We start from the raw sequence: 23,495 nt of genomic DNA, 5'->3' as shown, positions 1-23,495 counted from the left end.
GTTGTACTTGAACACCATCTGCACGTGGCCGGCGGTAAGCGTACCGTTCGGCTTGGGCGAGCTGTCGACCAGGATGGCGTGGGCGGATGCGGCCACGCTAACCAACGTGCAGGCAGCGGCAAGCAGGAACGATCCAAGACGATGACGCGGGGACATGGAGGGTTCTCCTAAAACGTTGCCGCGCTCGCGGCGATTCGAAAAGCTTATCGATGCCAGCCCAGGCTCGGTCCCATCGCGGTGGCGACGGTGCGCAGCGCCTGTGTGGCTGTTTGCATGCGTGAGTATAGTCGGGGCAGTTCGCCGCACAGCGACGGATGCCGGCAGATGGCGGCCAGCAGGCGCAGCAGGCGCGGGCGTCCCCATGCATCCACGCTACCGTTCAGTGCCGCGGGAATCGTGTCCGCGCATTCATCGACGATGGCGCGCAGCACGAGGAACGGCAGCCCGCGCTGCTGCGCCACCGCTGCAACGGCGGCGCTCTCCATGTCCACGGCCAGTGCGCCGTACTGCCGATAAGCGTTCGCTTTGGTCGCGGCCGTCAGCAAAGGGGAGGCCACACTGAGCAGGGCGCCCTGCATGTGGAGGGTCATGGCGAGTTGCTGCTGCAGGCGGATGCGCCATTCCATATCGGTACCGTACGCGTGGCCGTCTTCATCCAGCACGCGCTCCGGGCAGAACAGCGCGCCATTGCGCAGCTGCGGACTGAGTGCACCGGCCACGCCGAACACCGCCAACGCGGCGGCACCTGCGTCGGCCAGCATTTCTGCGGCATGCCGGGCGGCGGCCGGACCCATGCCGCTGAGCTGCAGCGCCGCGCCATCGGTCAGGGCAGTGATGTGGCCAGGCCTGGCGGTGTGCGAGCCAAGCGTGCCGGCTTCGGATGCCAGCGCGACGACGATGCCGGTGGTGCGGATGGCTTGCGCTGAACTCAAGCCGCAGCCGATCGCAGATGGCGGTAGCGCGCCAGCGCCCACAGCGGGAAGTACGCGGTGTAGCCGTGATACTTCAGGTAATACACGCGCGGGAAGCCCGGCGCATTGTGCGTGGGGTTGGACCAGAAACCGTCGGATTGCTGGTGGGCAAGCAGGAACTCGATGCCGCGACGGACCGATTCCGAACGCACTTCGCCTACCGCCATCTGTGCGAGCAAGGCCCATGCGGTGGATTGCGAGGTACTCAGTCCGCCATGGGTCCCGCGCAAGGCAGGATCGATGTAGCTGTCGTTGGTCTCGCCCCAGCCACCGTCGGCGTTCTGGCACGAGCGCAGCCATTGGACGGCCTTGCGGATCATCGGCTGATTGGGATCCTCGCCGGCCAGCGCCAGGCCGGCCAGCACGCTCCAGGTGCCATAGATGTAGTTGCTGCCCCAACGGCCCCAGAAGCTGCCGTCTTCCAACTGCGTAGTGCGCAGGTAGTCGATGCAGCGGCGCAGTGCTTCGCGATCCTGCGGGCGCCCCAGCACGCCCAGTGCCGCGACGACGCGGCCGGATACATCCTCGGTCGGCGGATCGAGCAGGGCGCCGTGGTCGGCGAACGGAATCGCGTTGAGGTAGTAATACGTGTTGTCCGCATCGAAGGCGGCAAACCCGCCGTTCTTCGATTGCAGCCCGATCATCCAGTCTGCGGCGCGATCGGTATTCAGGCGGTGCCGACCCGGTTCGCCGCGGCGGCGATCCTGGATGTGCAGCAGTGCAACAACCACCGCGGTGTCGTCGATATCGGGGTAATACGCATTGTTGTATTGGAACGCCCAGCCACCCGGCTTGAGATCCGGTGCGCGCACTGCCCAGTCACCTTGCAAGTCCAGTTCCTGCTTGGAAACGAGCCAGTCGATGGAGCTGTCGATGGCGCCTTGCGTTTGTGCATCGTCGCTGGTGTGCATCAGCGTGAGTGCGCTCCACACCGTGTCCCAGATCGGCGAGACGCAGGGCTGGCAATACGCCGAGCCGTCCGCGCGATGCACCACCAGCTTCTGGATCGAACGCAGGCAGGTCTGCCGCGCGGGATGATCCATCGGGTAGCCGAGCAGCGTCATCGCTTCGAGGCTGTTGACCATCGGCGGAAAGATCGCGCCGATGCCGTCTTCGCCATTCAAGCGCGGCATGAACCAGTTCACGGCCTTCTTCACCGCGCGCTGGCGCACCGACTTTGGAATCAACGGGTCGATGGCGCGGCCCATCTTGTCCAGCGCGAGAAAGACGCGGTTCAACAGACCGCCGCGCAGGAAATAATGGCGCTCCTGTTCCGGCGGCGTGACGAACAGCTCGCGGATATGCACCTTGCGCGGATTGGCCGCCTTCGCCTTCAACGAGCAGAGAATGGTCAGCGGCACCAGCGTGGTGCGCGCCCAGTAGGAAATCTTGTCGATGTGGAAGGGAAACCAGCGCGGCAGCAACATGATTTCCACCGGCACATACGGTGTGGCACGCCACGGCACCTGTTCGAACAGCGCCAGCAGAATGCGGGTGAACACGTTGGCCTTGGCGGCGCCGCCATGCGCAAGAATCGCCTTGCGCGCGATGCGCATGTGCTCGGCGTCGGGATCGTCGCCGGCTGCCTTGAGCGCGTAATACGCCTTGATCGTGCACGACAGATCGATGTCGCCACCGTGATATTGCGGCCAGCCGCCGTGCCCGTCCTTGACGTGCGTGGCGCGTAGATAGCGCGCCATCTTCGCCTGCAGCACGTCGTCGATGTCATCCATGTAATGCATCATCAGGATGTATTCGGCGGTGATCGTGCAGTCCGATTCCAGTTCGAAGCACCAGTGGCCGTCGTTGTGCTGGCGCGCCAGCAACGCGGTACGACCGCGTTCGATCGCCTGATCCAGCGTGCTGCCCTTGGCAGGTGCAAACAGAGCGTCAGCGGTCAGATCGTCGGAGGCAACGGCGGTCTTGGGCGTGGACGGGTTCATCGGTGTCGTGCTTCTTCTACATCGGCTGACTCGCGCCAGGCAGCGGCATCGGCAATGTGCGGGATGGAGCGCTTCGGCCAGGTACGGGCCGGGGTGGAGGGCTCGCTCCATTCGGTCGCCAGCGGCGTCAGCGGCAAGCCGCGCGCGGTCACCGAGAACAGCCAGCGCAAGCCCGCATTCGACTTGCACAGCAGGCGCGTCATCAGGATGGTGCGGGCGACGTCCTTGCGCGAGATCTTGACCTGCGTGCCGGCAGAAAAGTCGAGATTCTGCTGCAGCTTGCGCAGTGTCAGCACGGCCATGCCGGTTGCCCACAAGCAGAAGCGGCGAATGCCAGCATGCTTGGTAGGAATCAGCAGGGTGTACTCGAGCGCCTGGCGCAGATGCGCATGCGCGACGCCAACCAGTTCGGACATGGTGGCCGCGTAGCCTGCATTCTGCTTGCCGGCCTGCAAGCTGGCGAGCTTCACGCCATGGCGTGCAAACATGTCCTGCGGCAGCCAGCAGGCGCCGCGAGCGCGGTCTTCCCACTGGTCCTTGAGGATGTTGACCATCTGCAAGCCCTGGCCGAACGACACCGCCAGGCGCAGCATGGTGTTGCGGTGCGGGGCCAGCAGCGGCTCGAAATCGACGAACAGCTCGGTGAGCATTTCGCCGACCACACCAGCCACGCAGTAGCAATAGCGATCCAGGTCATGCAGCGTGGGCAGGCCATGCAGGCCGGCCTTGCGCTGAAAATCATGCATGCCGTGCGACATGATGCGCAGGCATTTGACGATGGAAGCCTGCTGCGGGAGCGAGAGGCTGCGCGTGACTTCCAGTACCAGCGGCAACTGCTTCATCAAGTCGCGCTCTGCATCCAGCGTGCTGCTGGAAAGCAGGGGCGCGACTTCGTCTGCGACCTCTTGGGGATCGACGTCGCCGGTGACCGCATCGACGAAGGCGTTTTCGAAGGCGCGCTTCTGCTCGGCGGAGAACACCGGTTCGTCTTCGATGGTGTCCGCGATGCGGCATAGCAGATACGCATTCGCAACCGCGCGCCGCAGCTCCGGCGGGAGCTGCGGGATGGTCAGCGCAAAAGTCCGAGATACCTTAGGCAGGATCGCGTCCTGATAGGTATCGGCCTCCCCGCGTCCGGTACCGGCGGTGGCATTGTGTGATTCGATCATGGGTATGCCTCGAGCGCCGGAATTATGACATACCCGTACGGGGACGAATCCGGAACGGCAGTTGATACGGCCGTGCGGGAAAGTGCCATATGCAGTATGCACACGCTGGCTTGGGGCTGGCGGGGTGGGGTGGGCATCGCAATATGCTGAAGCACATCAGGTGCTTGAACAAGCCTGCACGATGACAGGGTAAGTGCCGACACCTCACTTTGAAATGCAGACGAAAGGAAAGCAGGATGAAAGGCCGCGCATCGGTCGAAGTATTTTCATCCATAATTGCCGGATGACGACCCCGATTTTTTCGACTGCGCGCGGCGCTGTTTGCACACGTTCGAGCGCCAGCCAGCTGAGGCCATCGTGAGGGCGCTGGTTACCGGCGCCACCGGTTTTGTTGGCTCGGCCGTGGCGCGACGACTGTTACGCGATGGCCATCGTGTACGCGTGCTGGCGCGCGCAGGCTCGGATCGGCGCAACCTGCAGGGCCTGGATGTGGAAGTGGCGGAGGGCGATCTCACCAAGCCGGCCAGCCTGCTGCCCGCCTGCGAAGAGTGTGATGCGCTGTTCCATGTGGCAGCCGATTACCGCCTGTGGGCGCCCGATCCGGCGGAGCTGTACCGCGCCAACGTGGATGGCACGCGCGCCATGCTGGAAGCGGCCACGCGCGTCGGGGTAAAGCGCATCGTCTACACCAGCAGCGTGGCGACGCTGGGCATTCCCAAGGACGGCACGCCCGGCAGCGAAACCACGCCGGTCAGGGTGGACGACATGATCGGCCACTACAAGCGCTCCAAGTTCCTGGCTGAGGAAGTGGCCAGGCAGTTTGCGCAGGAAGGCGCGCCAGTGGTGATCGTCAATCCGTCCACCCCGATCGGCCCCTACGACATCAAGCCCACGCCCACCGGCCGCATCGTGCGCGATGCAATGGCCGGACGCTTGCCGGCCTACGTCGATACCGGCCTCAACATCGTGCACGTGGAAGACGTGGCCGAGGGCCACTGGCTGGCGTACGAGCGCGGCGTGGTCGGCGAGCGCTACATCCTCGGCGGCTTCAACATGAGCCTGCGCGAGGTGCTTACCGAGATTGCCGACATCGCCGGACGCTCGCCGCCGAAAGTGCGTTTGCCGCACGCTGCGGTAATGCCGGTGGCCTACGTTGCCGAAGCCTGGGCGCGCCTCACCGGCATGCCGCCCATCGCCACGGTGGAAGAGGTGCGCATGTCGAAGAAGCGCATGTTCTTCAGCAGCGCGAAGGCGCAGCGTGAGCTGGGTTACACGGCGCGTCCGGCGCGTTTGGCGTTGGAGGATGCGGTGCGGTGGTTTCAACAGCAGTCGCGCTGAAGCTGTCCACGTCTCAACAACCTGCACGGCCGTCATTGCGCGAAAGCGGAAATGACGGCCGTGCAAGATGGCAGGTTCTATTTACGCTTGCGCCGGTCGAAAAACTTCAACACCGGCAACGCACACTTCACCAGGAACGGCATCGTCGTCGGCCGTAGCAGGCGTGGATCATAGCCGGCGAAACGCCGATCGTTTTCACTGAGGCAGGTCGCCATCAGTTTCGCCACGCTGAGATCCTGTTCCGTGACCGACTGCGCGCCGGTCACGGTGAAGTTGTTGTCCTGCGCGTGTTCGTTGCCCTCGGCGTCCAGGCTCTTGGCCAGGTCCATGCGTTCCATGCCGAGGAAGCACCACACGCGAAACACTTTCCATTCGAACGCGATGCGCTGGAACAGATTGAGGTTGCGGCGATGCCAGGCCACCCAGTTGGCGAACAGCAGGATGTGCCGGCATTCCTCCTGCATCACCGGCTCGAAGGTGTCGATCAGCTCGGGCGGGAACAGGCCCGAGTCGTGCGCCACCTTGAACAGGCCGAAGGCGAAGAAGCTGTCGATGCATTCGCTGTAGCCGGTGACCAGGTAGGCCCACTCCGGGTCCTTCGGATATTCATACGGCGGTTCCGGCACGAGGGGAATGCCGTAGTGCTGCACCATTTTGGAGAGCACTTCCTTGTGCCGGTTCTCTTCCCATGCATTCTGCGCGAGCGCATTGCGCATCTGTGGATCGGTGACGGTGCGCGCGTAGGCGGCCATGCGCAATCGCGCCTTGCCTTCGGTCTGCACGGCGATGTCCCAGATCGGCAACGAGGTGATGCGATGCAGGGCGGCATCGTCCAGGGTCGGCCACTTCAGCACGGACGGGCGATAGGGGTTGAAGGTCTCCACGAACATCCGGCACATCATCTGCTTGTGCTCGTCCGTGCCGTACTTGAGGCGCTTGCCTTGCCGGCTGCTCGACCAGTGCCGGGTGCGTGCCTCGGAGGCGGCAATCGTGGCGGCATCCGGCTCGCCCGTGGGCAGTACCGGTTCGTGATAGCCGGGCACCAGGGCTTCCGGGTCAAAGGCCTCGCGTTCGAACGTCATGAAAGTTTCTCTTCAAATGGGCGGTTGACCGGAGCCGGCGCGTGCAGAGGAATCCGTATATAGCCTCCGCGCTTCGGCCCATTGCCAGGAAATCAGTGCCGGCAGGCCGAATCCCACTTCGCGCATGCGCTTGACCAGCGACAGCGCCACGCTGGCTTCCGGCGGCAGGCCGATGATGTTGCCGAACAGCACCAGGCCGCCTTCCTGTACGCCAAGGCCGGCCGGCACGACAAAGATGATATGGCGCAATGCTTGCGTCACGGCTTCCATGGCAATCGCGTCCCACGCACTGATCGGATAGCCGAGCAAATGCAGCGCCAGCCAAGTTTCAAAGCTGCCCACTACATAGCCCACGAACTGCCAGCCGGTGGCGGCTATCAGGCGCAACGGGCGCGAATACTGTTCGCGAATCTCCTGGTCCAGATTGGCGCCATCGATCAGCTCGGTCAGTTTTGAGCGGCCGCCCAGCATCTTCTCGGCGAAGCCTTCCAGGCGCGAGAAAACCTTGCCATGGCGCAGCAAAACGATCAGGAAGATCGGCAGCGGTACGCTGGCCGCCAGGGCGGAGAGCACCGTGCTGAAGGCGCTGATATTGCTGGTCAGTTCGATCAGTAAAATGATGCCGAGTGCGGTGAACAGATACTGGTTCACCAGGGTGAGCAGCACTTCCATGATCACGCTGGCCGCGATGGCGGCACCGCCAATGCCACGCCATTTCACCAGGCGGATGCCGATGATCTCGCCGCCGATGTTCGCCACCGGCAGCAGACGGTTGCTGGCTTCGCGAACCGCGGCCACCCAGAACAGGAACGGTAGCGTCGCCTGCCGATGCGGATCGCGCGGTGCGAGCAGCGCGCGCCAACCGAGCACATCGAACAGCAACGGCAGCACGTGGAACGGCAACAACCATAGCAGCGGCCAGCCGGCCCGGTCGATCGCTGTGGCAATTTCTCCCCAGCCCTGGTGAGCCACCAGGGCGATGGCGACAGCCAGGCCGAGCAGGCCGGCGATATAACTGAGGAGCTTCATGCTCATGCTGCGATGGCCGCCGGGTCAGAAAAGCCGTCGCACAAGTGATAACGCTCGGCGATGGCCTGACGCACGCGTGGCGACAGCAGCGCAGCGAGTTCGTCGGCGTGGCGGTAATCGGCCATGCTTTCGGTGATATGGCCGTGTGAGGCAGGGTGCAGGTAAACCTCCGACAGGCCATCGGGCAATTGTTCGAGAATCGCCAGCATCACCGCCTCATCCATGCCGCCGCTGTGGCGCAGGCCGAACACGTGGTCGTTGTAGGCAACGCCGGCACGCGCGAGACGCCAGCGCATCAGTGCCAGCCAGGGGCGCAGCCACGGACCCATGCCCGGCTCCGCCGGCAGGCGGATGGCGCGCAGCCCGTACTCGCGGCCGATGGCCAGCATCATGCTCAGGATGGTGGGATGCAGATGGAAATGCTTGTGCGCGTTGACATGATCCAGCTTGAGTCCGGTGGCCGCAAAGGCCTCGAACTGCGCACGGATTTCGTCGGCCAGCTGGCGGCGCACGTGTGGCAGAAAGAAGAAACGAAAGCCGTTGCCGACCATGTTCGAATTGAACATGCCTTTTGCATCGACCAGGTCGGGAATGCGCGTGGGCGGCAGCATCGCGCGTCCATCGGCAAGCACCAGATGCAGACCCACGGCAAGGCCGGGGCTCTGTTTGGCGCGCGCGACGGCATCGGCGACCGCCGGCGCGGCCACCATCAGGCTGGCGGCACGCAGCACACCGTCACGGTAACCGCGTTCGACGGCTTCGTTGACGGCTTCATGCAGGCCGAAATCGTCGGCGGTGACGATCAGGCGCGGGCGTTCAACTGGTTCGGAGCGTGATGTCATGGAAGGGCTCGAACGCCGCGGCTTGGTTCGGAAAACTCGCCGTCATTTCCGCAAAAGCGAGAGTCCATCTTGGGCGAACACCCGAAATGGATTCCCGCTTTCGCGGGAATGGCGGCAAGGAAGCATGCGGCATGGCGCTGTGTGTCGAGTGGATGGCCATGCCCGCAATAGAGCGAGGATTACGCCTCGTGCGCACGCAGGAAGCGGAAGAACTCCACGCCTTCGCGCAGACGGCGCTTCATCATTTCCCAGCTCGACAGCATTTCCTTGACGATTTCCCAGATCTTCGACGGGCGGAAATAGAAGGCCCGGTAGAACTTCTCCACGCCGTGGAAGATTTCCTGCTTCGACAGATGCGGGTACTCGATCAGCGCGAGCTGCACGCCCTTGTCGTTGACCAGGTTGACGGCTTCGTTCTCCTTCAGCCAGCCGTTTTCAACCGCCTGGTTGTACAGCGTGGTGCCCGGATACGGCGCGGCCAGCGACACCTGCACGGTGTGCGGATTGATTTCCTTGGCGTACTGGATCGTCTTGTCGATGGTTTCCTTCGTCTCGCCCGGCAGGCCGAGGATGAAGGTGCCGTGGATGGTGATGCCCAGCTTGCGGCAATCCTGGGTGAAGCGGCGCGCGATGTCGGTGCGCAGGCCCTTCTTGATGTTGTGCAGGATCTGATCGTCGCCCGATTCATAGCCGACCAGCAGCAGGCGCAGGCCGTTTTCCTTCATGATCTTCAGCGACTCGTACGGCACGTTCGCCTTCGCGTTGCAGGACCAGGTCCAGCCCATCGCACCCAGGCCGCGCGCGATGTCGTGCACGCGCTCCATGTTGGAGCTGTCGGTGAAGGTGTCGTCGTCGAACATCAGCTCCTTCACTTCGGGCATGTTCTCCTTGATCCACTTCGCCTCGGCCAGCACGTTGGCGGCCGAGCGGGTGCGATAGCGATGGCCGCCGACGGTCTGCGGCCACAGGCAGAACGTGCACTTGGAGCGGCAGCCGCGGCCCGTGTAGATGGACACGTACGGATGCTTGAGGTAGCCGATGAAATAGTTGTTGATGGTGAGGTCGCGCTTGTAGATCGGCGCCACGAACGGCAGGTCGTCCATGTTCTCGATCATCGCGCGCGGCGGGTTGTGCTGCACGGTGCCGTCGGCCAGCTTGTAGCTGATGCCGGTGATGCTTTCGAACGGACGGCCCTCGGCCACTTCCTTGCAGGTGTAGTCGAACTCTTCGCGCGCCACGAAATCGATCGCGGGGGAAGCCGTGAGCGAAGCGGAAGGGTCCACCGCGACCTTGGCGCCGACCAGGCCGATCAGCACGTTCGGCTTGCGCTCTTTGAGCAGCTCGGCGAACTTGGCGTCGGTGGGGAACGATGGCGTGCTGGTGTGGATGATCACCAGGTCGTAGCCCTCGGCGATCTTCAGGCTGTCTTCCACCGAGATCTCGTCGGCCGGCGCATCGAGCACGCGCGAGTCGGGCACCATCGCCGCCGGCTGGGCCAGCCAGGTGGGGTACCAGAAGCTCTTGATCTCGCGTTTGGCCTGGTAGCGCGAACCCGCGCCGCCATCAAAGCCATCGAAGGAAGGAGCTTGCAGAAAAAGCGTTTTCATTACGAATGACTCCTGCGGGGCGGTCATGGTGCCCGTGGACAGCAGATAGTTCAGATATTTTTGGTCTACGGCGCTGAACCGTCGCCTCGTGCGTGCAGTACCTGCCCGCGCCATCTTACTTGCCAACCGGCCAGGGCAGTTGCCCATTCCATCAGTAATAAGGCGTCGCGGAGGGGAATCAACAGGACCTCATGCCAGGCGAAGGCTTGATGGCTGATGCGCCGCTGTAAAAAGTGTAGCAAAACCCGCGCGGCGCCACCGAGCAGGGCCAAGGCGGCGCTGATCGGTCCGGGCGCCAGCAGCAGTCCAAGCAACAGCAAGGGCGACGTGAAGCACACGAAAGTCATGGCAAAACCGGCCGGCGCGATCGAGCGTATGGTGCGCAGCCAGCGCAGTTCATGCGAGTACAAATCTTTCAGGTTGCTTTCGCTGACATCCGTGCCGACCACCACTTCCGACAGCACGGTGCGCAATCCGGCGCGGCGGGTCAGCTCGCCCAGCCAGAAGTCGTCCGCCAGCATGTCACGCAAAGCCTCGAAGCCACCGATGGTTTCCAGCGCATCGCGACGCAGGGCGATGGTGGAGCCAAACGCAAAGCGCGTGGAGCCGAACGTGTTGGAAAGCCTCACGGAAGGTGCGAACCAGTCGTCGATGAATAGACGGCCCAGCCGCGACCAGAGCGAAGGCCCCGGGATGCCGTAGTACAGGCAGGTGACGATGCCCACACCAGGATCCGCCAGCGGCGCGGTGACGCGCGCCAGATAATCGGGCTCCACGTAAATGTCGGCATCGGCCAGCACCAGCAGATCGTGCTGCGCATGCGGCAGCATGTTCAGCAGGTTGCTGACCTTGAAATTCGCGCCATGCAGGCGCGGGTCGATGGCCAGCGCGATGGAACGTTGCGGGAATTGCCGGCGCAGGCGCTCGACCACGGCAATGGCGGGGTCATCCGGGTCGCGTACGCCGAACACCAGTTGATAGTCCGGATGCGTCTGCAGGCAGAAGCTGCGCAGGTTCTCGTACAGCCTGGGCTCGGCACCATGCAGCGGCTTCAGTACACTCACCGGCTGCGGCGAGCCGGCAGGCAGCGGAACTCGGCGCGTCTTTCGCAATCCTTTCATCACGGCCCATAGCGCGATGCAGGCATAGCCTGCCGCGGCCAATGCGAGCGCGATGCCTAGTGCATGGAGCAAGGTGTCGACCCATCCGTTCGAGGACATAAATGTCAATGCTACCGGCAATCCGTCGACATGAAGCGCGCACAAATGGGGGCTATGCCTCCGCTGTGCAAGAGGCCGTGCGGTGAGGCTGGCTCGCTGTACATGGCTGGGCGTGCTGGCCTGCCTGCTGCTATGGGGGCTGGCTGGCCAGGCGATGGCGGATGGCACGGTCGTCTATGCGCCGGCCCCTTCCGACATCGTCGGCGACTGGCTGGTGAAAAGCCGTGATGCGGTCATCCACATCGAGCAGGTGGGCGACCAATACCAGGGCTATATCCTGTGGCAGTTGCACGACACCTACGGCCCCGAAGATGGCCCGGCGCTCAACGGCAAGATCGTGACCGATATCCACAACCCCAATCCGGCCCTGCGTTCGCGGCCGCTGACCGGGCTGCGGTTGCTCACTGGCCTGAAGTTCAACCCTGAGGATGAAAGGTGGGAACACGGCCATGTCTATAACTCGGACGATGGCCGCACTTATAATTGCTGGGTTCGGCTGCGCAGCCTGAACCGGCTGCAATTGCACGGCTACATCGGCATCAGCCTGTTCGGCGGCAGTACCGTATGGAGCCGGGTCACCATGAGAAAGCCCGCTCCAGGTGAACGGCCTTTCGTGTTGGATACACCGGATATTTAAAGTCCCGGTGCCCAAGCATTACCCGAGCTCCCTTTCCCCAAAGAGACGTCATGAACCGCGAATCACGCACCGATGCATCCGGTGAATTGCGTGCTGCATCCCAGGCACAACCCAACATCGCCCTGATCAAGTATTGGGGCAAGCGCGATGTTGCGCTGAACCTGCCTGTCGTCGGTTCCATCTCCATCACCCTGGAAAGCTTGTGGACGCGCACGGACGTCCGTTTCGTGCCGGGCCAAAAGGGCGATCGCGTCAGCCTCAATGGCCGCAGTGATGAAGCCGAAGCCAGGCGCATCACCAAGTGCCTCGACCTGCTGCGTGCGCGTGCCGGTGTCGATCATGGTGCCGAGGTCGCAAGCCGCAACAACTTCCCTACCGCAGCCGGACTGGCTTCTTCCGCTTCCGGTTTTGCAGCCTTGGTGCATGCCGGTGCGCGTGCCTTGAATCTGGCGCTGAGCCCGGAAGAACAATCGGTACTGGCGCGCCGCTGCTCGGGTTCGGCGGCGCGCTCGATCTTCGGCGGCTATGTGGAATGGGCGCACGGCCAATTGGCCGATGGCACCGATTCGGTCGCGCGTCCGTTGCTGGATGCCAGTGCATGGCCCTTGCGTGTGGCGGTGGCGATTACCTCGACCGCGGCCAAGCAGGTGGGCTCCACCGAGGGCATGCGCCGCACGGCGGAAACCTCGCCCTATCAGTCCGCATGGATCGATACGCAGGAAGCCGACCTGAGCGTGGCGCGTGATGCGATTCGTGCGCGCGATTTCGATGCGCTCGCCAGCATCTCCGAATACAGCTGCCTGAAGATGCATGCGCTGGCGTTGGCCGCGCAGCCAGGCTTGCTGTACTGGAACGGCGCCACGGTGGAATGCATGCATCGCGTGCGTGCCTTGCGTCAACAAGGCGTGCCGGTGTTCTTTACCGTCGATGCCGGTCCGCAGCTCAAGGCAGTGTGTGCGCCATCCGCCATCGAGCAGGTAAAAGCGGTCTTGCGCGATGTGCCGGGCGTGCTCGAAGTGCTCGATACCGGCCTCGGCGAAGGGGTGCGCACGATCGCCATGGATCGCGTGGAGGCATGATGGACGTCATTGCCGAGGCGCCCGCCAAGCTGGTGCTGCTGGGCGATTACGCCGTATTGGAGGGCGCGCGCGCCATGGTGCTTGCGGTTGATCGCCGCGCCAAGGTACGCATGTCCGCACGTGCCGATCGTTTATGCAACGTCAGTGCACCGGACCTCGGCATCAGCGAGGCGCAGGCATGCATAGGTGACGACGGCGCGTTGCAATGGCAGCTCGATGAAGCGACCCAGGCAAAGCTCACCCTGGTCGATCACGTGTGGCGGGGCATGCTGCGCGAGGGGCTTGCTCCTGCTGCCGGTACGGGTTTCGATCTGCAACTGGATACGTCCGGTTTTTTCCATGCCGATGGCGGCGTGCGCTCCAAGCTGGGACTCGGTTCCAGTGCGGCGCTGACAGTGGCGCTTGCTTCGGCCATAGCGACCTATGCAGGTCATGGCGATGCCATGACCGATCGCCCGCAATGGATGCGCCGTCTGCTGCATATGCATGGTGGTTGGCAAGGCGGCCGTGGCAGCGGCGTGGATGTGGCCGCCAGCGTGGCGGGTGGCCTGATCAGTTACCAGTTGGCAGGCGCTGCGCGCGAGCCCACGTATGAAACCATGTCCGCGGATGGCTTGCATTGCCTGTTCGTATGGTCAGGGCTGTCAGTGTCGACCAGCGATTCATTGCACCGTTTGGCGCAATGGCGCCAGGCCCATGCAAGCGACTATGCCGCGCACATGAATGAACTAGGGGCCGTTTCCGCTGCGGCGATCGATGCATGGAAACAGCGACGGCTGCAATCTTTCATCGGCCTTACGCGGGATTATGCCTTGGGTTTGCAGCATTTCGCCGCCGCGTGCGGGCTGGAAATCTATTCGCCTGCACAAAAACAGCTGGCCGATATGGCCTCCGGTACGGAGGTCAGTTATAAGCCTTGCGGCGCGGGCGGCGACTTCGGTGTCGTGTTTGCCGAAGACCCGGAAAGGTTGGCGACATTTGAACGCGCCATTGTGTCACGAGGTATGCACGTCGTCCCCTTGGGACTTGATTCCCATGGAGTGAGTTGCCATATGCAGCTAGATGCGCCCTCTCCCGCAGCAAGGATTTTGACGTGATCACTGCTCTTGGCTTACACGCAGTACGCAACCCCGTGACCAAAGCGCATGTGACTTTCGACCTACCACGGAGTGCTTAAGGCTATGAGCGCCGAATCTTCGAGTGCTGAGCGGTCCCGATTTCCCGCCTTCTACAAACTCTCGGTATCCGACCGTGTACGCATCATCCATGAGCGTGGCTGGTTGTCTGCCGAGGATTATCAAGCGCTCGTCTCCGGCGAGCACACGCTGAAGATCCACAAAGCCGACAAGATGATCGAGAACGTCGTCGGCGTGATGGGATTGCCGGTGGGCCTCGGTCTCAACTTCCTGGTCAATGGCCGCGACTACATCGTTCCGCTGGTGGTGGAGGAGCCTTCGATCGTGGCGGCCCTGTCGTCGGCGGCCAAGCTGGTGCGAGGCACGGGCGGCTTCACCGTCGAAAGCACCGAGCCAGTGCTGATCGGCCAGGTGCAGGTGGTGGACGTGCCGCATCTGGCGCACGCTAAGGCCACGCTGCTTCAGCGCAAGGACGAACTGCTCAACCTCGCCAACAGCCTGCATCCGCAGATGGTGGCGCGTGGCGGCGGTGCGCAGGATCTGGAAGTGCACGTGCATCCGCGCCCTGAAGGCGGCGACATGCTGGTGGTGCATCTGTTGGTCGATACGCGCGACGCGATGGGCGCCAACCTCGTCAACACCATGTGCGAAGGCATTGCCTCGCTGGTGGAAACGATGACCGGCGGACGGGTGTTCCTGCGCATTCTTTCCAACCTCACCGATCGGTCCATGATCCGCGCACGCTGCGTGATTCCGGCCGACCAGCTCACCGGCAAGGGCTTCGAGGGCGAGGAAGTGCGTGATGGCATCATGCTCGCGAATGAATTCGCCAGCATCGACCCGTACCGTGCAGCCACGCACAACAAGGGCATCATGAATGGCGTCGATGCCGTGGCGCTGGCCACCGGCAACGACTGGCGCGCCATCGAAGCGGCTGCCCATGCGTATGCTGCGCGCGGCGGTCGTTACACCTCGCTCACGCGCTGGTACAAGGGCGAAAAGGGCGAACTGATTGGCGAGCTGGACATCCCGATGAAGGTCGGTACCGTCGGTGGTCCGCTGCAATCGAACGCTACGGTTGCCTTGAATCTGCGCCTGCTCGGCGTCAAGACCGCGCGCGAGCTCGCCGAGATCATGGGCGCGGTCGGTCTCGCACAGAACTTCTCCGCTTTGCGCGCACTCGTCACCGAGGGTATCCAGCAAGGCCACATGACCCTGCATGCACGCAGCGTTGCCGTGGCGGCAGGCGCCACGCCGGAAATTTTCGATACGGTCGTGGAGCGCTTGGTGGAAACGGGCGAGATCAAGATCTGGAAGGCGCAGGAGATCGTCGATCAAGTGCGCAAGGAATCGCGTGGCGTGCCGGTAACCACCAGTGAGCAACCGGCGGTGGATCATCGCGCTTGCGGCCATGGCAAGATCATTCTGCTCGGCGAACACGCGGTGGTGTATGGCAGCCATGCCGTCGCCGCCCCCGTGCCGCTGGCCGTACGCGCGGTAGCGCAGGACACCAAGTCCGGCGGCGTCGACATGTTCATTCCGCGCTGGGGCGTGGAATACCGCCTGCACCGTGATCCGGCGCATCGCGATTCGTTCCAGCGCTCGCTCGGCATCATCTTTGACGAGTTGCAGCTGACAGATCGCTCGATGCGCATCGAAGTGTTCCCGAACGTGCCGCGTGCGATGGGCCTGGGCGGTTCGGCGGCGATGGCCGTGGCAGTGATTCGCGCGCTCGAACAGCACTACAAGCTTGGCCTCTCCGATGAGGAGATCAACGCGCTCGCGTTCCGTTGCGAAGAAGTGGCGCATGGCTCCGCCTCCGGCATCGACAATACCGTCGCCACCTACGGCAAGCCGCTGCTGTACAAACGCGCCAGCAAGAAGGGCGAGCCGCCGATGGTGCGCGAACTGCATCTGCCCAAGCGCATTCCGCTGGTGATCGGTATCAGCGGCAAGGAAAGCCTTACCGCGGTGACGGTCGGTAAGGTACGCACGGCATGGCAGCGCAATCCGGTGCTGTACGACGGCATCTTTCAGCAGATCGACTCGCTCACGCTGCAGGGCGTGGAAGCCATGCAGCAATACGATCTGGAACGTCTCGGCGATCTGATGAACATCTGCCACGGCCTGCTCAACGCTTTGCGCGTATCGAGCTGGGAGGTGGAAGAACTGGTGCAGATCGCACGCGAACATGGCGCGATGGGCGCCAAGCTCACGGGTGGCGGTGGCGGCGGTTCGATCGTGGCGCTGTGCCCGCAAAACCGCGAAAAGGTAGCCGCCGCGATTCGCGACGCCGGTTACCAGGCGATGGAGGTCGACATTGGATAACACAGAACTGGAGCGCCAGGAGTGGCGCGATTCGAACGAAGTGGTGTCGTTCGACGATGAGCCGCTGATCCTGGTCGATCACGACGACCGCGATGTCGGCTTCCTCGACAAGGCTGCTGCGCACGTTGGCAACGGCACGCTGCATCGCGCGTTTTCGCTGTTCGTCTTCAACGCCAAGGGCGAGCTGCTGTTGCAGCAGCGCGCGCCGGGCAAGCGTCTGTGGCCGGGTTTCTGGTCGAACACCTGCTGCAGCCATCCGCGCCGTGGCGAGACGGTGGGCACCGCCATTCACCGGCGCCTGAAGGAAGAGCTTGGCCTGGCGTGTGAACTGACCTACCTGTTCAAGTTCGAGTATCAGGCGCAGTTCGATGCGGACGGCGCTGAGCACGAGCTGTGCTGGGTGTACGCCGGCCGCAGCGACGATGCGCCGACGGTGAACGTCAACGAGATTTCCGGCTTGCGCTACATCGCCCCCGACGCGCTTGACGCTGAGATGGCGGCCACGCCGGAGGCGTTCACGCCCTGGTTCAAGATCGAGTGGGAACGGATTCGCCGCGAACACCCGGACGTGTTTTCGCCACTAAAAGGTTAACGGCCGGGCGGGACTGGAGACCGTAGTGCCCGCCCAGGTGACGTATACTGTACCGAACAGTTAAGCTTTTTAAACGCCATAGCAGTGCAGGCGTCCTGACATTCCGGAGAAATCCCTTGGGTATCCCTCTTATTCAGCAAACCACGATCGCTCAATACATCATCAAGAAGAAGCTGAGCGGTCAGAAGCGCTACCCGCTGGCGATGATGTTGGAGCCGTTGTTCCAATGCAATCTGGCTTGTGCCGGCTGCGGCAAGATCGATCAGCCCAAGGAAATCCTGCAGAAGCGCATGAGCGTGGAACAGGCACTGGCCGCGGTCGACGAGTGCGACGCACCGGTGGTGTCCATTCCCGGTGGTGAGCCGCTGATCCACAAGGATCTGCCGAAGATCGTCGAAGGCATCATCGCGCGCAAGAAGTTCATCTACCTGTGCACCAACGCGATCCTGTTGCCCAAGCATATCGACGAATACAAGCCGTCGCCGTACTTCACCTGGTCCGTGCACCTCGACGGCCTGGAGAAGCAGCACGACAAATCCGTGTGCATGGATGGCGTGTTCGAGAAGGCCGTGACGGCCATCAAGCTCGCGCTGTCGAAGGGCTTCCGCGTCACCGTGAACTGCACGCTGTTCAATAACGAGGCGCCGGAAGAAGTCGCCGACTTCTTCGACTACGCGATGGAGCTGGGCGTGGAAGGCATCACCGTGTCGCCGGGCTACAGCTACCAGCACGCGCCGAGCCAGGACGTGTTCCTGGGTCGTTCCGAGAGCAAGCAGTTGTTCCGCGACATCTTCAAGATCGGCAAGGAACGCAAGCGCAAGTGGGCGTTCAACCAGTCGGCGATGTTCATGGACTTCATCGCGGGCAACCAGGCGTACCAGTGCACGCCGTGGTCCAACCCGACGTACAACATCTTCGGCTGGCAGAAGCCCTGCTATCTGCTGGTGGATGAAGGCTACGCCAAGTCCTACAAGGAATTGATGGAAGACACCGAGTGGGAGAAGTACGGCGTCGGCATCAATCCCAAGTGCGACAACTGCATGGCGCATTGCGGCTTCGAAGGCACGGCGGTGGACGACATGTTCGCGCACCCGCTGAAGGCGCTGAAGGTGTCGATGTTCGGTCCGCGCACCGATGGCCCGATGGCGCCGGATCTGCCGGTGAAATACGGCAATCGCGCCGACGCTACCGCGATCCACATTCCGATCAGCTCGATCCAGCGCCGCAGCGCTGAAACGAGTACCGAAGCGAATCATTAAACACTCAAAGCGTCGACAACGATGGGCATAGTGGGATGGGTTGCCGCGTCGCTGCCGGCGCTGATGTGGCTGGGCTTGCTGCTTGTGCCGTGGCGGCCCTGGAGTACGCGTGAACGCATCGAGGCCGATCCGCATGCCGGATCGGTCGATCTCAGCCAGATCACGGTACTGATTCCTGCACGCAACGAGGCCGATGTCATCGGCCTCACCTTGTCCGGCCTGCAGGCGCAAGGCACCGGCCTGCAGGTCATCGTCGTCGACGATCAATCCACCGACGACACAGCGAAGATCGCCGCTTCCTTCCCGAACGTCCGCCTGATCAGCGGACAGCCGCTGCCGCAGGGTTGGGCGGGCAAGTTGTGGGCGCTGGAACAGGGCAAGGCGCACGTGCATACGCCGATGACGCTGCTGCTGGATGCCGATATCCAGCTGCAGGCTGGCATCTTGCCAGCCTTGTTGGCACACAAGCAGCGCGATAACCGCCAGTTCGTCTCGCTGATGGCTGACCTGCGCCGTACCAGCTTCTGGGATCGCCTGCTGCTGCCGCCCTTTGTTTACTACTTCAAGCTGATCTACCCCTTCGCCATTTCCAATTCGGACTCACGCCTGGTGGCGGCTGCTGCGGGCGGCTGTATCCTGGTCGACAGCGAAGCGCTGCAGCGCGCTGGCGCATTTGCCAGCCTGCGCAACGCCCTGATCGACGACTGCACGCTCGCGCGCCAGGTCAAGAACGCTGGCTACCGCACCTGGCTGGGCCTCAGCCGCGACGTGGTCAGCCTGCGCCCGTACGGTAGCCTGGGTTCCATCCACGACATGGTGGCCCGCTCCGCCTTCACCCAGCTTGGTTACTCCACCCTGCTGCTGCTGGTCGTGACGGTACTCTTTGTCGTCGCCTACGGCCTGCCATTTGTGCTGCTGGTGTCCACGTCAACCTGGCGCCTGGGGGTCATCGCCCTGGGGGCCATGATGCTCAGCTACCTGCCCATGCTGCGCTATTACCACATGCGCCTGATCTGGGCGCTCCTGCTGCCGCTGGCCGCCGTACTTTATCTAGGCATGACCTGGAGCTCGGCCGTTCGCTATTGGCGCGGCGTGCGTTCGCGCTGGAAGGACCGTACCTATAGCACTTGACGCGCTCCGCGCAGCCTCTATGCCGTCCGGCAGGCTTGGAAGATGGGAGCGCTGTGGCTAAAGTCGGGTGCTGGACTTTCACTCGCCTGCCTTAGGGCGGCCCACGCTTGGGGAGCATTCATGCCTCGTTTCCGTCTACTTGCGATCGCCATGTCTGTCGCACTCGCCGCCTGTTCGCAATCCCACAACGAAGCTGGCCAAGCGCCAGCCGCGGCCGGCAGCGCGCCCGCCAAGCCGTCCACGGCCGCAGTCGCGGAAGCGCCGGCCAGCAATCCGTTCTTCACCGTCAGCACGCTGCCCTACCAGGCGCCGCCGTTCGACAAGATCAAGGACAGCGACTACCAGCCTGCGATCGAAGAGGGCATGAAGCAGCAATTGGAAGAAGTCGAGAAGATCGCCAACAACCCCGAGCCGCCCACGTTCGAAAACACCTATGTGGCGCTGGAAAAAACCGGTGTGCTGCTGCATCGCGTAATGGCGGTGTTCAATGCCATCACGGCCGCCAACACCGACGACGCCCTGCAGAAGGTGCAGGAAGACGAAGCCCCCAAGCTGGCTGCGCATGAAGATGCGATCCATCTCAACGACAAGCTGTTCCAACGCATCCAGGCGGTCTACGACCAGCGCGATTCACTCAAGCTTGATCCGGAATCGCAGCGTCTGATCGACGTGGTCTACCGCCAGTTCGTGATGGCCGGCGCCAAGCTGTCCGACGCCGACAAGGCCAAGCTCAAGGATTACAACAAGGAAGAAGCCGCACTGGAAGCGCAGTTCAACAACAAGTTGCTGGCCGCCGGGAAAGACGGTGCGCTGGTCGTCGACGACAAGAGCAAGCTCGCCGGCCTTTCCGACGAGGACATCGCCGCTGCGGCGCAAGCGGCGAAGGATCGTCACCTCGATGGCAAGTGGGTACTCACTCTGCAGAACACCACCCAGCAACCGCTGCTGCAGGACCTGACCGATCGCGATACCCGCAAGGCGCTGTTCGAAGCCTCGTGGACGCGCGCCGAAAAGGGCGATGCCAATGACACCCGCGACGTCATCGAGCGTATCGCGCAGTTGCGCGCACAGGAAGCCAAGTTGCTCGGTTTCCCCGACTACGCCGCGTGGTCATTGCAGGATCAGATGGCCAAGACGCCGGAAACGGTGATGAGCTTCATGGAGAAGCTCGCACCGGCAGCCGTCGCACGCGCCAAGGCGGAAGCCGCCGACATCCAGAAGCAGATCGACAAGGACCAGGCCGCGCTCAAGCAGCCCAGCTTCAAGCTTGAACCGTGGGATTGGGAGCATTACGCCGAGGAGGTGCGCAAAGCCAAGTACGACCTCGACGAGTCGCAGATCAAGCCGTACTTCGAGCTCGACAACGTGCTGCAGAACGGCCTGTTCTACGCCGCCAACCAGCTCTACGGCCTCACCTTCAAGGAGCGCAAGGACATTCCCGTCTACAACCCGGACGTGCGCGTGTTCGAAATATTCGACAAGGACGGCAAGTCGCTGGCGCTGTTCTACTGTGACTACTTCAAACGCGACAACAAGAACGGCGGCGCGTGGATGGACAACTTCGTGCAGCAGTCCAAGCTGCTCGGCACCAAGCCGGTGATCTACAACGTCGCCAACTTCACCAAGCCCGCACCGGGCCAGCCGGCGCTGCTGTCGACTGACGACGTGATCACCATGTTCCACGAGTTCGGCCACGGCTTGCACGGCATCTTCGCCGATGAAGAATACCCGACGCTGTCCGGCACGCAGACGGCGCGCGACTTCGTGGAATTTCCCTCGCAGTTCAACGAACACTGGGCGTTCGATCCGAAGGTGTTCGCCAATTACGCCAAGCACTACAAGACCGGCGAACCCATGCCGCAGGCACTGGTCGACAAGATCAAAAAGGCGCGCTTCTTCAACAAGGGCTACGACATGACCGAGCTGGTGGCGGCAGCCATGCTCGATATGAACTGGCATATGCTCACCGCCGACCAGCCGAAGCAGGACGCCGATGCATTCGAAGCGGCCGCGCTCAAGAAAGACGGCGTGGACCTTTCCTACGTGCCGCCGCGCTACCGCTCCAGCTACTTCTTGCACATCTGGAGCAACGGCTATGCGGCCGGCTACTACGCCTACCTGTGGACGCAGATGCTCGCCGACGATGCCTTCGAAGATTTCCAGCAGCACGGCGGCCTGACGCGCGAAAACGGCGATCGCTTCCGCGCCATGATCCTCTCGCGCGGCAACACCGAAGAACTCGCCAAGCTGTACAAGGATTGGCGCGGCCAGGACCCGAGCATCGAGCCGATGCTGATCCATCGTGGCTTGAAACAAGCGCCGGCGAAATAAGCGGGAACAAAAAAGGCCGGCATTTCGCCGGCCTTTTTCTATGGGGCGTAGCGGCGAGGGTTTCGTGATCAGGCGTCAGAGAATTGCCTGCAAGCCCTTATCAGCGATGACATTGAGCAGTTTGAGGGCAGGCCCAGTGGGATGGGTTTCGCCTTGCTCCCACTTGCGTACGGTCGAGGCAGATGTGTGCAAATGAAGGGCGAACACAGGCTGGCTGAACTTTAAGGTTTCGCGCAGACGCTTGATGTCGGCAGCACTGAACTCCCGCACCGGCGATGGGCAGATCGCGTCGAACTGGCGCATCGTCACCTTGCTGATCGCGCCCGCTTGGTGGAGCGCGGTCAGGTCATCTCGCAGGCTTTCAATGATCTTGCTCACAATGCACCTCGAATAACACGCCCGACTGCAACGCCTTCGACAAAGCCTCGGCGGACAGCGCCAGAAACACCTTGCCGGCGAACTGCAATGCCTTTTTTTCGTCGTGCGTGATGTTTGCCCTGTCGTTCTTGGGGAAACCATGCAGGAACACGTAGCGGCTACCGATCCTGGCCGACAGCAGCGTGCGGTAGCCACCGCGTTTGCCGCCCCCGGGACGGGCAATCCGCTTCTTGTAAAGGAGGCCTCCCAAGTCCGCGTCGATCAAACCGCTCTCCATCTCCTTGACTGCCTTGCATAAGATTGCGTCGGGGAGTTTCTCGTCCGACAGCCATCGTGCAAAGTCCTTTCGCTTGAGAATGCGCGCCATCTTGGCTTCCAAAAACTATACCCGATACGGGCATAGTTTTCCAACGCTGGCGGTGTGGTGTCCAGACGGAGTTACAACAAAATGTATAGGGCGTTTTCTCCGCCTGATGTCGGTTATGTGCGAATCATCCGAACCGTTCGCGCAAGCGAACAAGCTTTATGCAGTTGTCGCCGACGATCGCTCGAAAGTTGACATTGATCTCTGGATGATCGACAACGCGTTCCCAGAACGTCGTCGCCCACGCTGCGGCGGCCTGCCACTGAGGCAGTGTGCCGCGCAGTGCGTGAATAGATGCATGAATAGATATTTCAAATCAAATACCTTGAAATACAATAATTTATGTATGCGTATGGCGGCCCGATGAATAGATATTGGCCATGGCTGGCGCCATCACCACAGGAGCGGCGACGCGCTCAATCAAGCAGCCACTGCTGCGGCGGCAGTCCGTTGTTGGTCTCGATCTGCCTTGCTGTGTTGTAACCGGCCGGCATTGCGCCGGCCGGAAGACGTTGTAGAGCGCCTGCTTTTGCGGTGCGATCAGCTGCCGATATCGCGCAGCCGCTTGCCGCTCATCAGGTTGCGTTCGATCTGCTCCAGCGTCACGCCCTTGGTTTCCGGCACCAGCCAGAAGGTGAGCACGATGAACACGGCGTTGAGGCCCGCATACAGCCAGAACGTGTTGGTGTGGCCGAAGCTGTTGAGCAGGGAGAGGAAGGTGAAGCCAACCACCATGTTGGCAATCCAGTTGGTCATGGTGGAGCAGCCGATGCCGAAGTCGCGGCCCTTCAATGGCTGCACTTCCGAACACAGCGTCCAGATCAGCGGACCGGCCGACATGGCGAAGCCGACGATGAACACCAGCAGCATGACGACGGCGAACATCTGCATGCCATGCGAACCGGTGCCCATCAGGCTGCCGACCACACCGAGGCCCACGGCCATCACGGCGAAACCGGTGTACAGGATCGGCTTGCGACCCCAGCGGTCGATCAGGGCGATGGCGATGAAGGTGGCCAGCACGTTGGTCAGGCCGACGATCGCGGTAAACCACATTTG

At 62.6% G+C, this 23,495-nt stretch carries 20 protein-coding genes; 9 read left to right on the top strand and 11 right to left on the bottom strand.

The annotated features are described in order from the left end of the window. Positions 1–203: 203 nt before the first annotated feature. The 3 genes from VMA74_RS15850 to VMA74_RS15840 are packed head-to-tail and all read right to left on the bottom strand — an operon-like array spanning position 204 to position 4,083. Positions 204–932: a purine and other phosphorylase-like protein, family 1 gene (locus tag VMA74_RS15850; protein ID WP_325368675.1), complete on the bottom strand. Its 729-nt coding sequence runs from the start codon at positions 930–932 to the stop codon at positions 204–206. Next, positions 929–2,914, bottom strand: a complete 1,986-nt coding sequence (gene shc / locus VMA74_RS15845; RefSeq protein WP_325368673.1) for a squalene--hopene cyclase — start codon at positions 2,912–2,914, stop codon at positions 929–931. The genes VMA74_RS15850 and shc overlap by 4 nt, the downstream gene beginning before the upstream one ends. Beyond that, positions 2,911–4,083, bottom strand: coding sequence for a phytoene/squalene synthase family protein (locus VMA74_RS15840; protein WP_325368671.1), 1,173 nt, complete (start codon positions 4,081–4,083; stop codon positions 2,911–2,913). Before VMA74_RS15840 ends, shc begins: the two co-directional genes overlap by 4 nt. 357 nt (positions 4,084–4,440) lie before the next feature. On the opposite strand from VMA74_RS15840, the gene hpnA reads away from it, so the two are divergent. Then, positions 4,441–5,421, top strand: coding sequence for a hopanoid-associated sugar epimerase (gene hpnA, locus VMA74_RS15835; protein WP_325368669.1), 981 nt, complete (start codon positions 4,441–4,443; stop codon positions 5,419–5,421). A gap of 77 nt (positions 5,422–5,498) precedes the next feature. On the opposite strand, the gene VMA74_RS15830 is transcribed toward hpnA, so the two are convergent. The 5 genes from VMA74_RS15830 to hpnI all read right to left on the bottom strand — a co-directional run bounded on the left by VMA74_RS15830 (position 5,499) and on the right by hpnI (position 11,201). Next, positions 5,499–6,503, bottom strand: a complete 1,005-nt coding sequence (locus tag VMA74_RS15830; protein ID WP_325368667.1) for a ferritin-like domain-containing protein — start codon at positions 6,501–6,503, stop codon at positions 5,499–5,501. Between the two features lie 12 nt (positions 6,504–6,515). Next, positions 6,516–7,538 carry a flippase-like domain-containing protein gene (locus tag VMA74_RS15825; protein ID WP_325368665.1) on the bottom strand — a complete coding sequence of 341 codons (1,023 nt, stop codon included), beginning with the start codon at positions 7,536–7,538 and terminating at the stop codon, positions 6,516–6,518. After that, positions 7,535–8,374, bottom strand: a complete 840-nt coding sequence (gene hpnK / locus VMA74_RS15820; protein ID WP_325368663.1) for a hopanoid biosynthesis-associated protein HpnK — start codon at positions 8,372–8,374, stop codon at positions 7,535–7,537. Before hpnK ends, VMA74_RS15825 begins: the two co-directional genes overlap by 4 nt. A 179-nt stretch (positions 8,375–8,553) precedes the next feature. Continuing rightward, entirely contained in the window at positions 8,554–9,981 is a 1,428-nt protein-coding gene (gene hpnJ, locus VMA74_RS15815) for a hopanoid biosynthesis associated radical SAM protein HpnJ (protein WP_325368661.1), read from the bottom strand. A gap of 65 nt (positions 9,982–10,046) precedes the next feature. Continuing rightward, a complete protein-coding gene (gene hpnI / locus VMA74_RS15810) occupies positions 10,047–11,201 on the bottom strand; it encodes a bacteriohopanetetrol glucosamine biosynthesis glycosyltransferase HpnI (RefSeq protein ID WP_325368659.1) in 1,155 nt (384 codons plus the stop codon). A gap of 82 nt (positions 11,202–11,283) precedes the next feature. Between hpnI and VMA74_RS15805 the strand changes: the two genes are divergently transcribed. The 8 genes from VMA74_RS15805 (at position 11,284) to dcp (ending at position 21,694) form a co-directional block, all read left to right on the top strand. Next, on the top strand, positions 11,284–11,838 hold the full coding sequence (locus VMA74_RS15805; protein WP_325368657.1) for a DUF2147 domain-containing protein: 555 nt from the start codon (positions 11,284–11,286) through the stop codon (positions 11,836–11,838). Positions 11,839–11,888: 50 nt separating this feature from the next. Beyond that, complete coding sequence (gene mvaD / locus VMA74_RS15800; protein WP_325368655.1) at positions 11,889–12,917, top strand: diphosphomevalonate decarboxylase; 1,029 nt, start codon at positions 11,889–11,891, stop codon at positions 12,915–12,917. Continuing rightward, positions 12,914–14,014: a hypothetical protein gene (locus VMA74_RS15795; protein ID WP_325368653.1), complete on the top strand. Its 1,101-nt coding sequence runs from the start codon at positions 12,914–12,916 to the stop codon at positions 14,012–14,014. The genes mvaD and VMA74_RS15795 overlap by 4 nt, the downstream gene beginning before the upstream one ends. Positions 14,015–14,098: 84 nt before the next feature. Next, complete coding sequence (locus VMA74_RS15790; protein WP_325368651.1) at positions 14,099–16,381, top strand: hydroxymethylglutaryl-CoA reductase, degradative; 2,283 nt, start codon at positions 14,099–14,101, stop codon at positions 16,379–16,381. After that, positions 16,374–16,973, top strand: coding sequence for an isopentenyl-diphosphate Delta-isomerase (gene idi / locus VMA74_RS15785; RefSeq protein ID WP_325368649.1), 600 nt, complete (start codon positions 16,374–16,376; stop codon positions 16,971–16,973). Before VMA74_RS15790 ends, idi begins: the two co-directional genes overlap by 8 nt. A 116-nt stretch (positions 16,974–17,089) precedes the next feature. Continuing rightward, positions 17,090–18,232, top strand: coding sequence for an adenosyl-hopene transferase HpnH (hpnH, locus tag VMA74_RS15780; RefSeq protein WP_325368647.1), 1,143 nt, complete (start codon positions 17,090–17,092; stop codon positions 18,230–18,232). Between the two features lie 30 nt (positions 18,233–18,262). Beyond that, entirely contained in the window at positions 18,263–19,363 is a 1,101-nt protein-coding gene (locus VMA74_RS15775) for a glycosyltransferase (RefSeq protein ID WP_414649621.1), read from the top strand. Positions 19,364–19,483: 120 nt separating this feature from the next. Next, complete coding sequence (gene dcp, locus VMA74_RS15770; RefSeq protein WP_325368644.1) at positions 19,484–21,694, top strand: peptidyl-dipeptidase Dcp; 2,211 nt, start codon at positions 19,484–19,486, stop codon at positions 21,692–21,694. Positions 21,695–21,769: 75 nt separating this feature from the next. On the opposite strand, the gene VMA74_RS15765 is transcribed toward dcp, so the two are convergent. The 3 genes from VMA74_RS15765 to VMA74_RS15755 all read right to left on the bottom strand — a co-directional run. Beyond that, the gene (locus tag VMA74_RS15765; protein WP_325368642.1) at positions 21,770–22,072 is read right to left on the bottom strand and encodes a DNA-binding transcriptional regulator; all 303 of its coding nucleotides are present in this window, start codon (positions 22,070–22,072) and stop codon (positions 21,770–21,772) included. Beyond that, positions 22,056–22,439: a type II toxin-antitoxin system RelE/ParE family toxin gene (locus VMA74_RS15760; protein WP_325368640.1), complete on the bottom strand. Its 384-nt coding sequence runs from the start codon at positions 22,437–22,439 to the stop codon at positions 22,056–22,058. Before VMA74_RS15760 ends, VMA74_RS15765 begins: the two co-directional genes overlap by 17 nt. 537 nt (positions 22,440–22,976) lie before the next feature. Further along, positions 22,977–23,495: MFS transporter (locus VMA74_RS15755; protein ID WP_325368638.1), on the bottom strand; the 519-nt coding region annotated here is incomplete at its 5' end.

It is taken from the genome of Dyella sp., assembly GCF_035508675.1.
Taxonomy (GTDB): Bacteria; Pseudomonadota; Gammaproteobacteria; order Xanthomonadales; family Rhodanobacteraceae; genus Dyella_B.
This window is presented reverse-complemented; position numbering and strand designations above follow the sequence as displayed.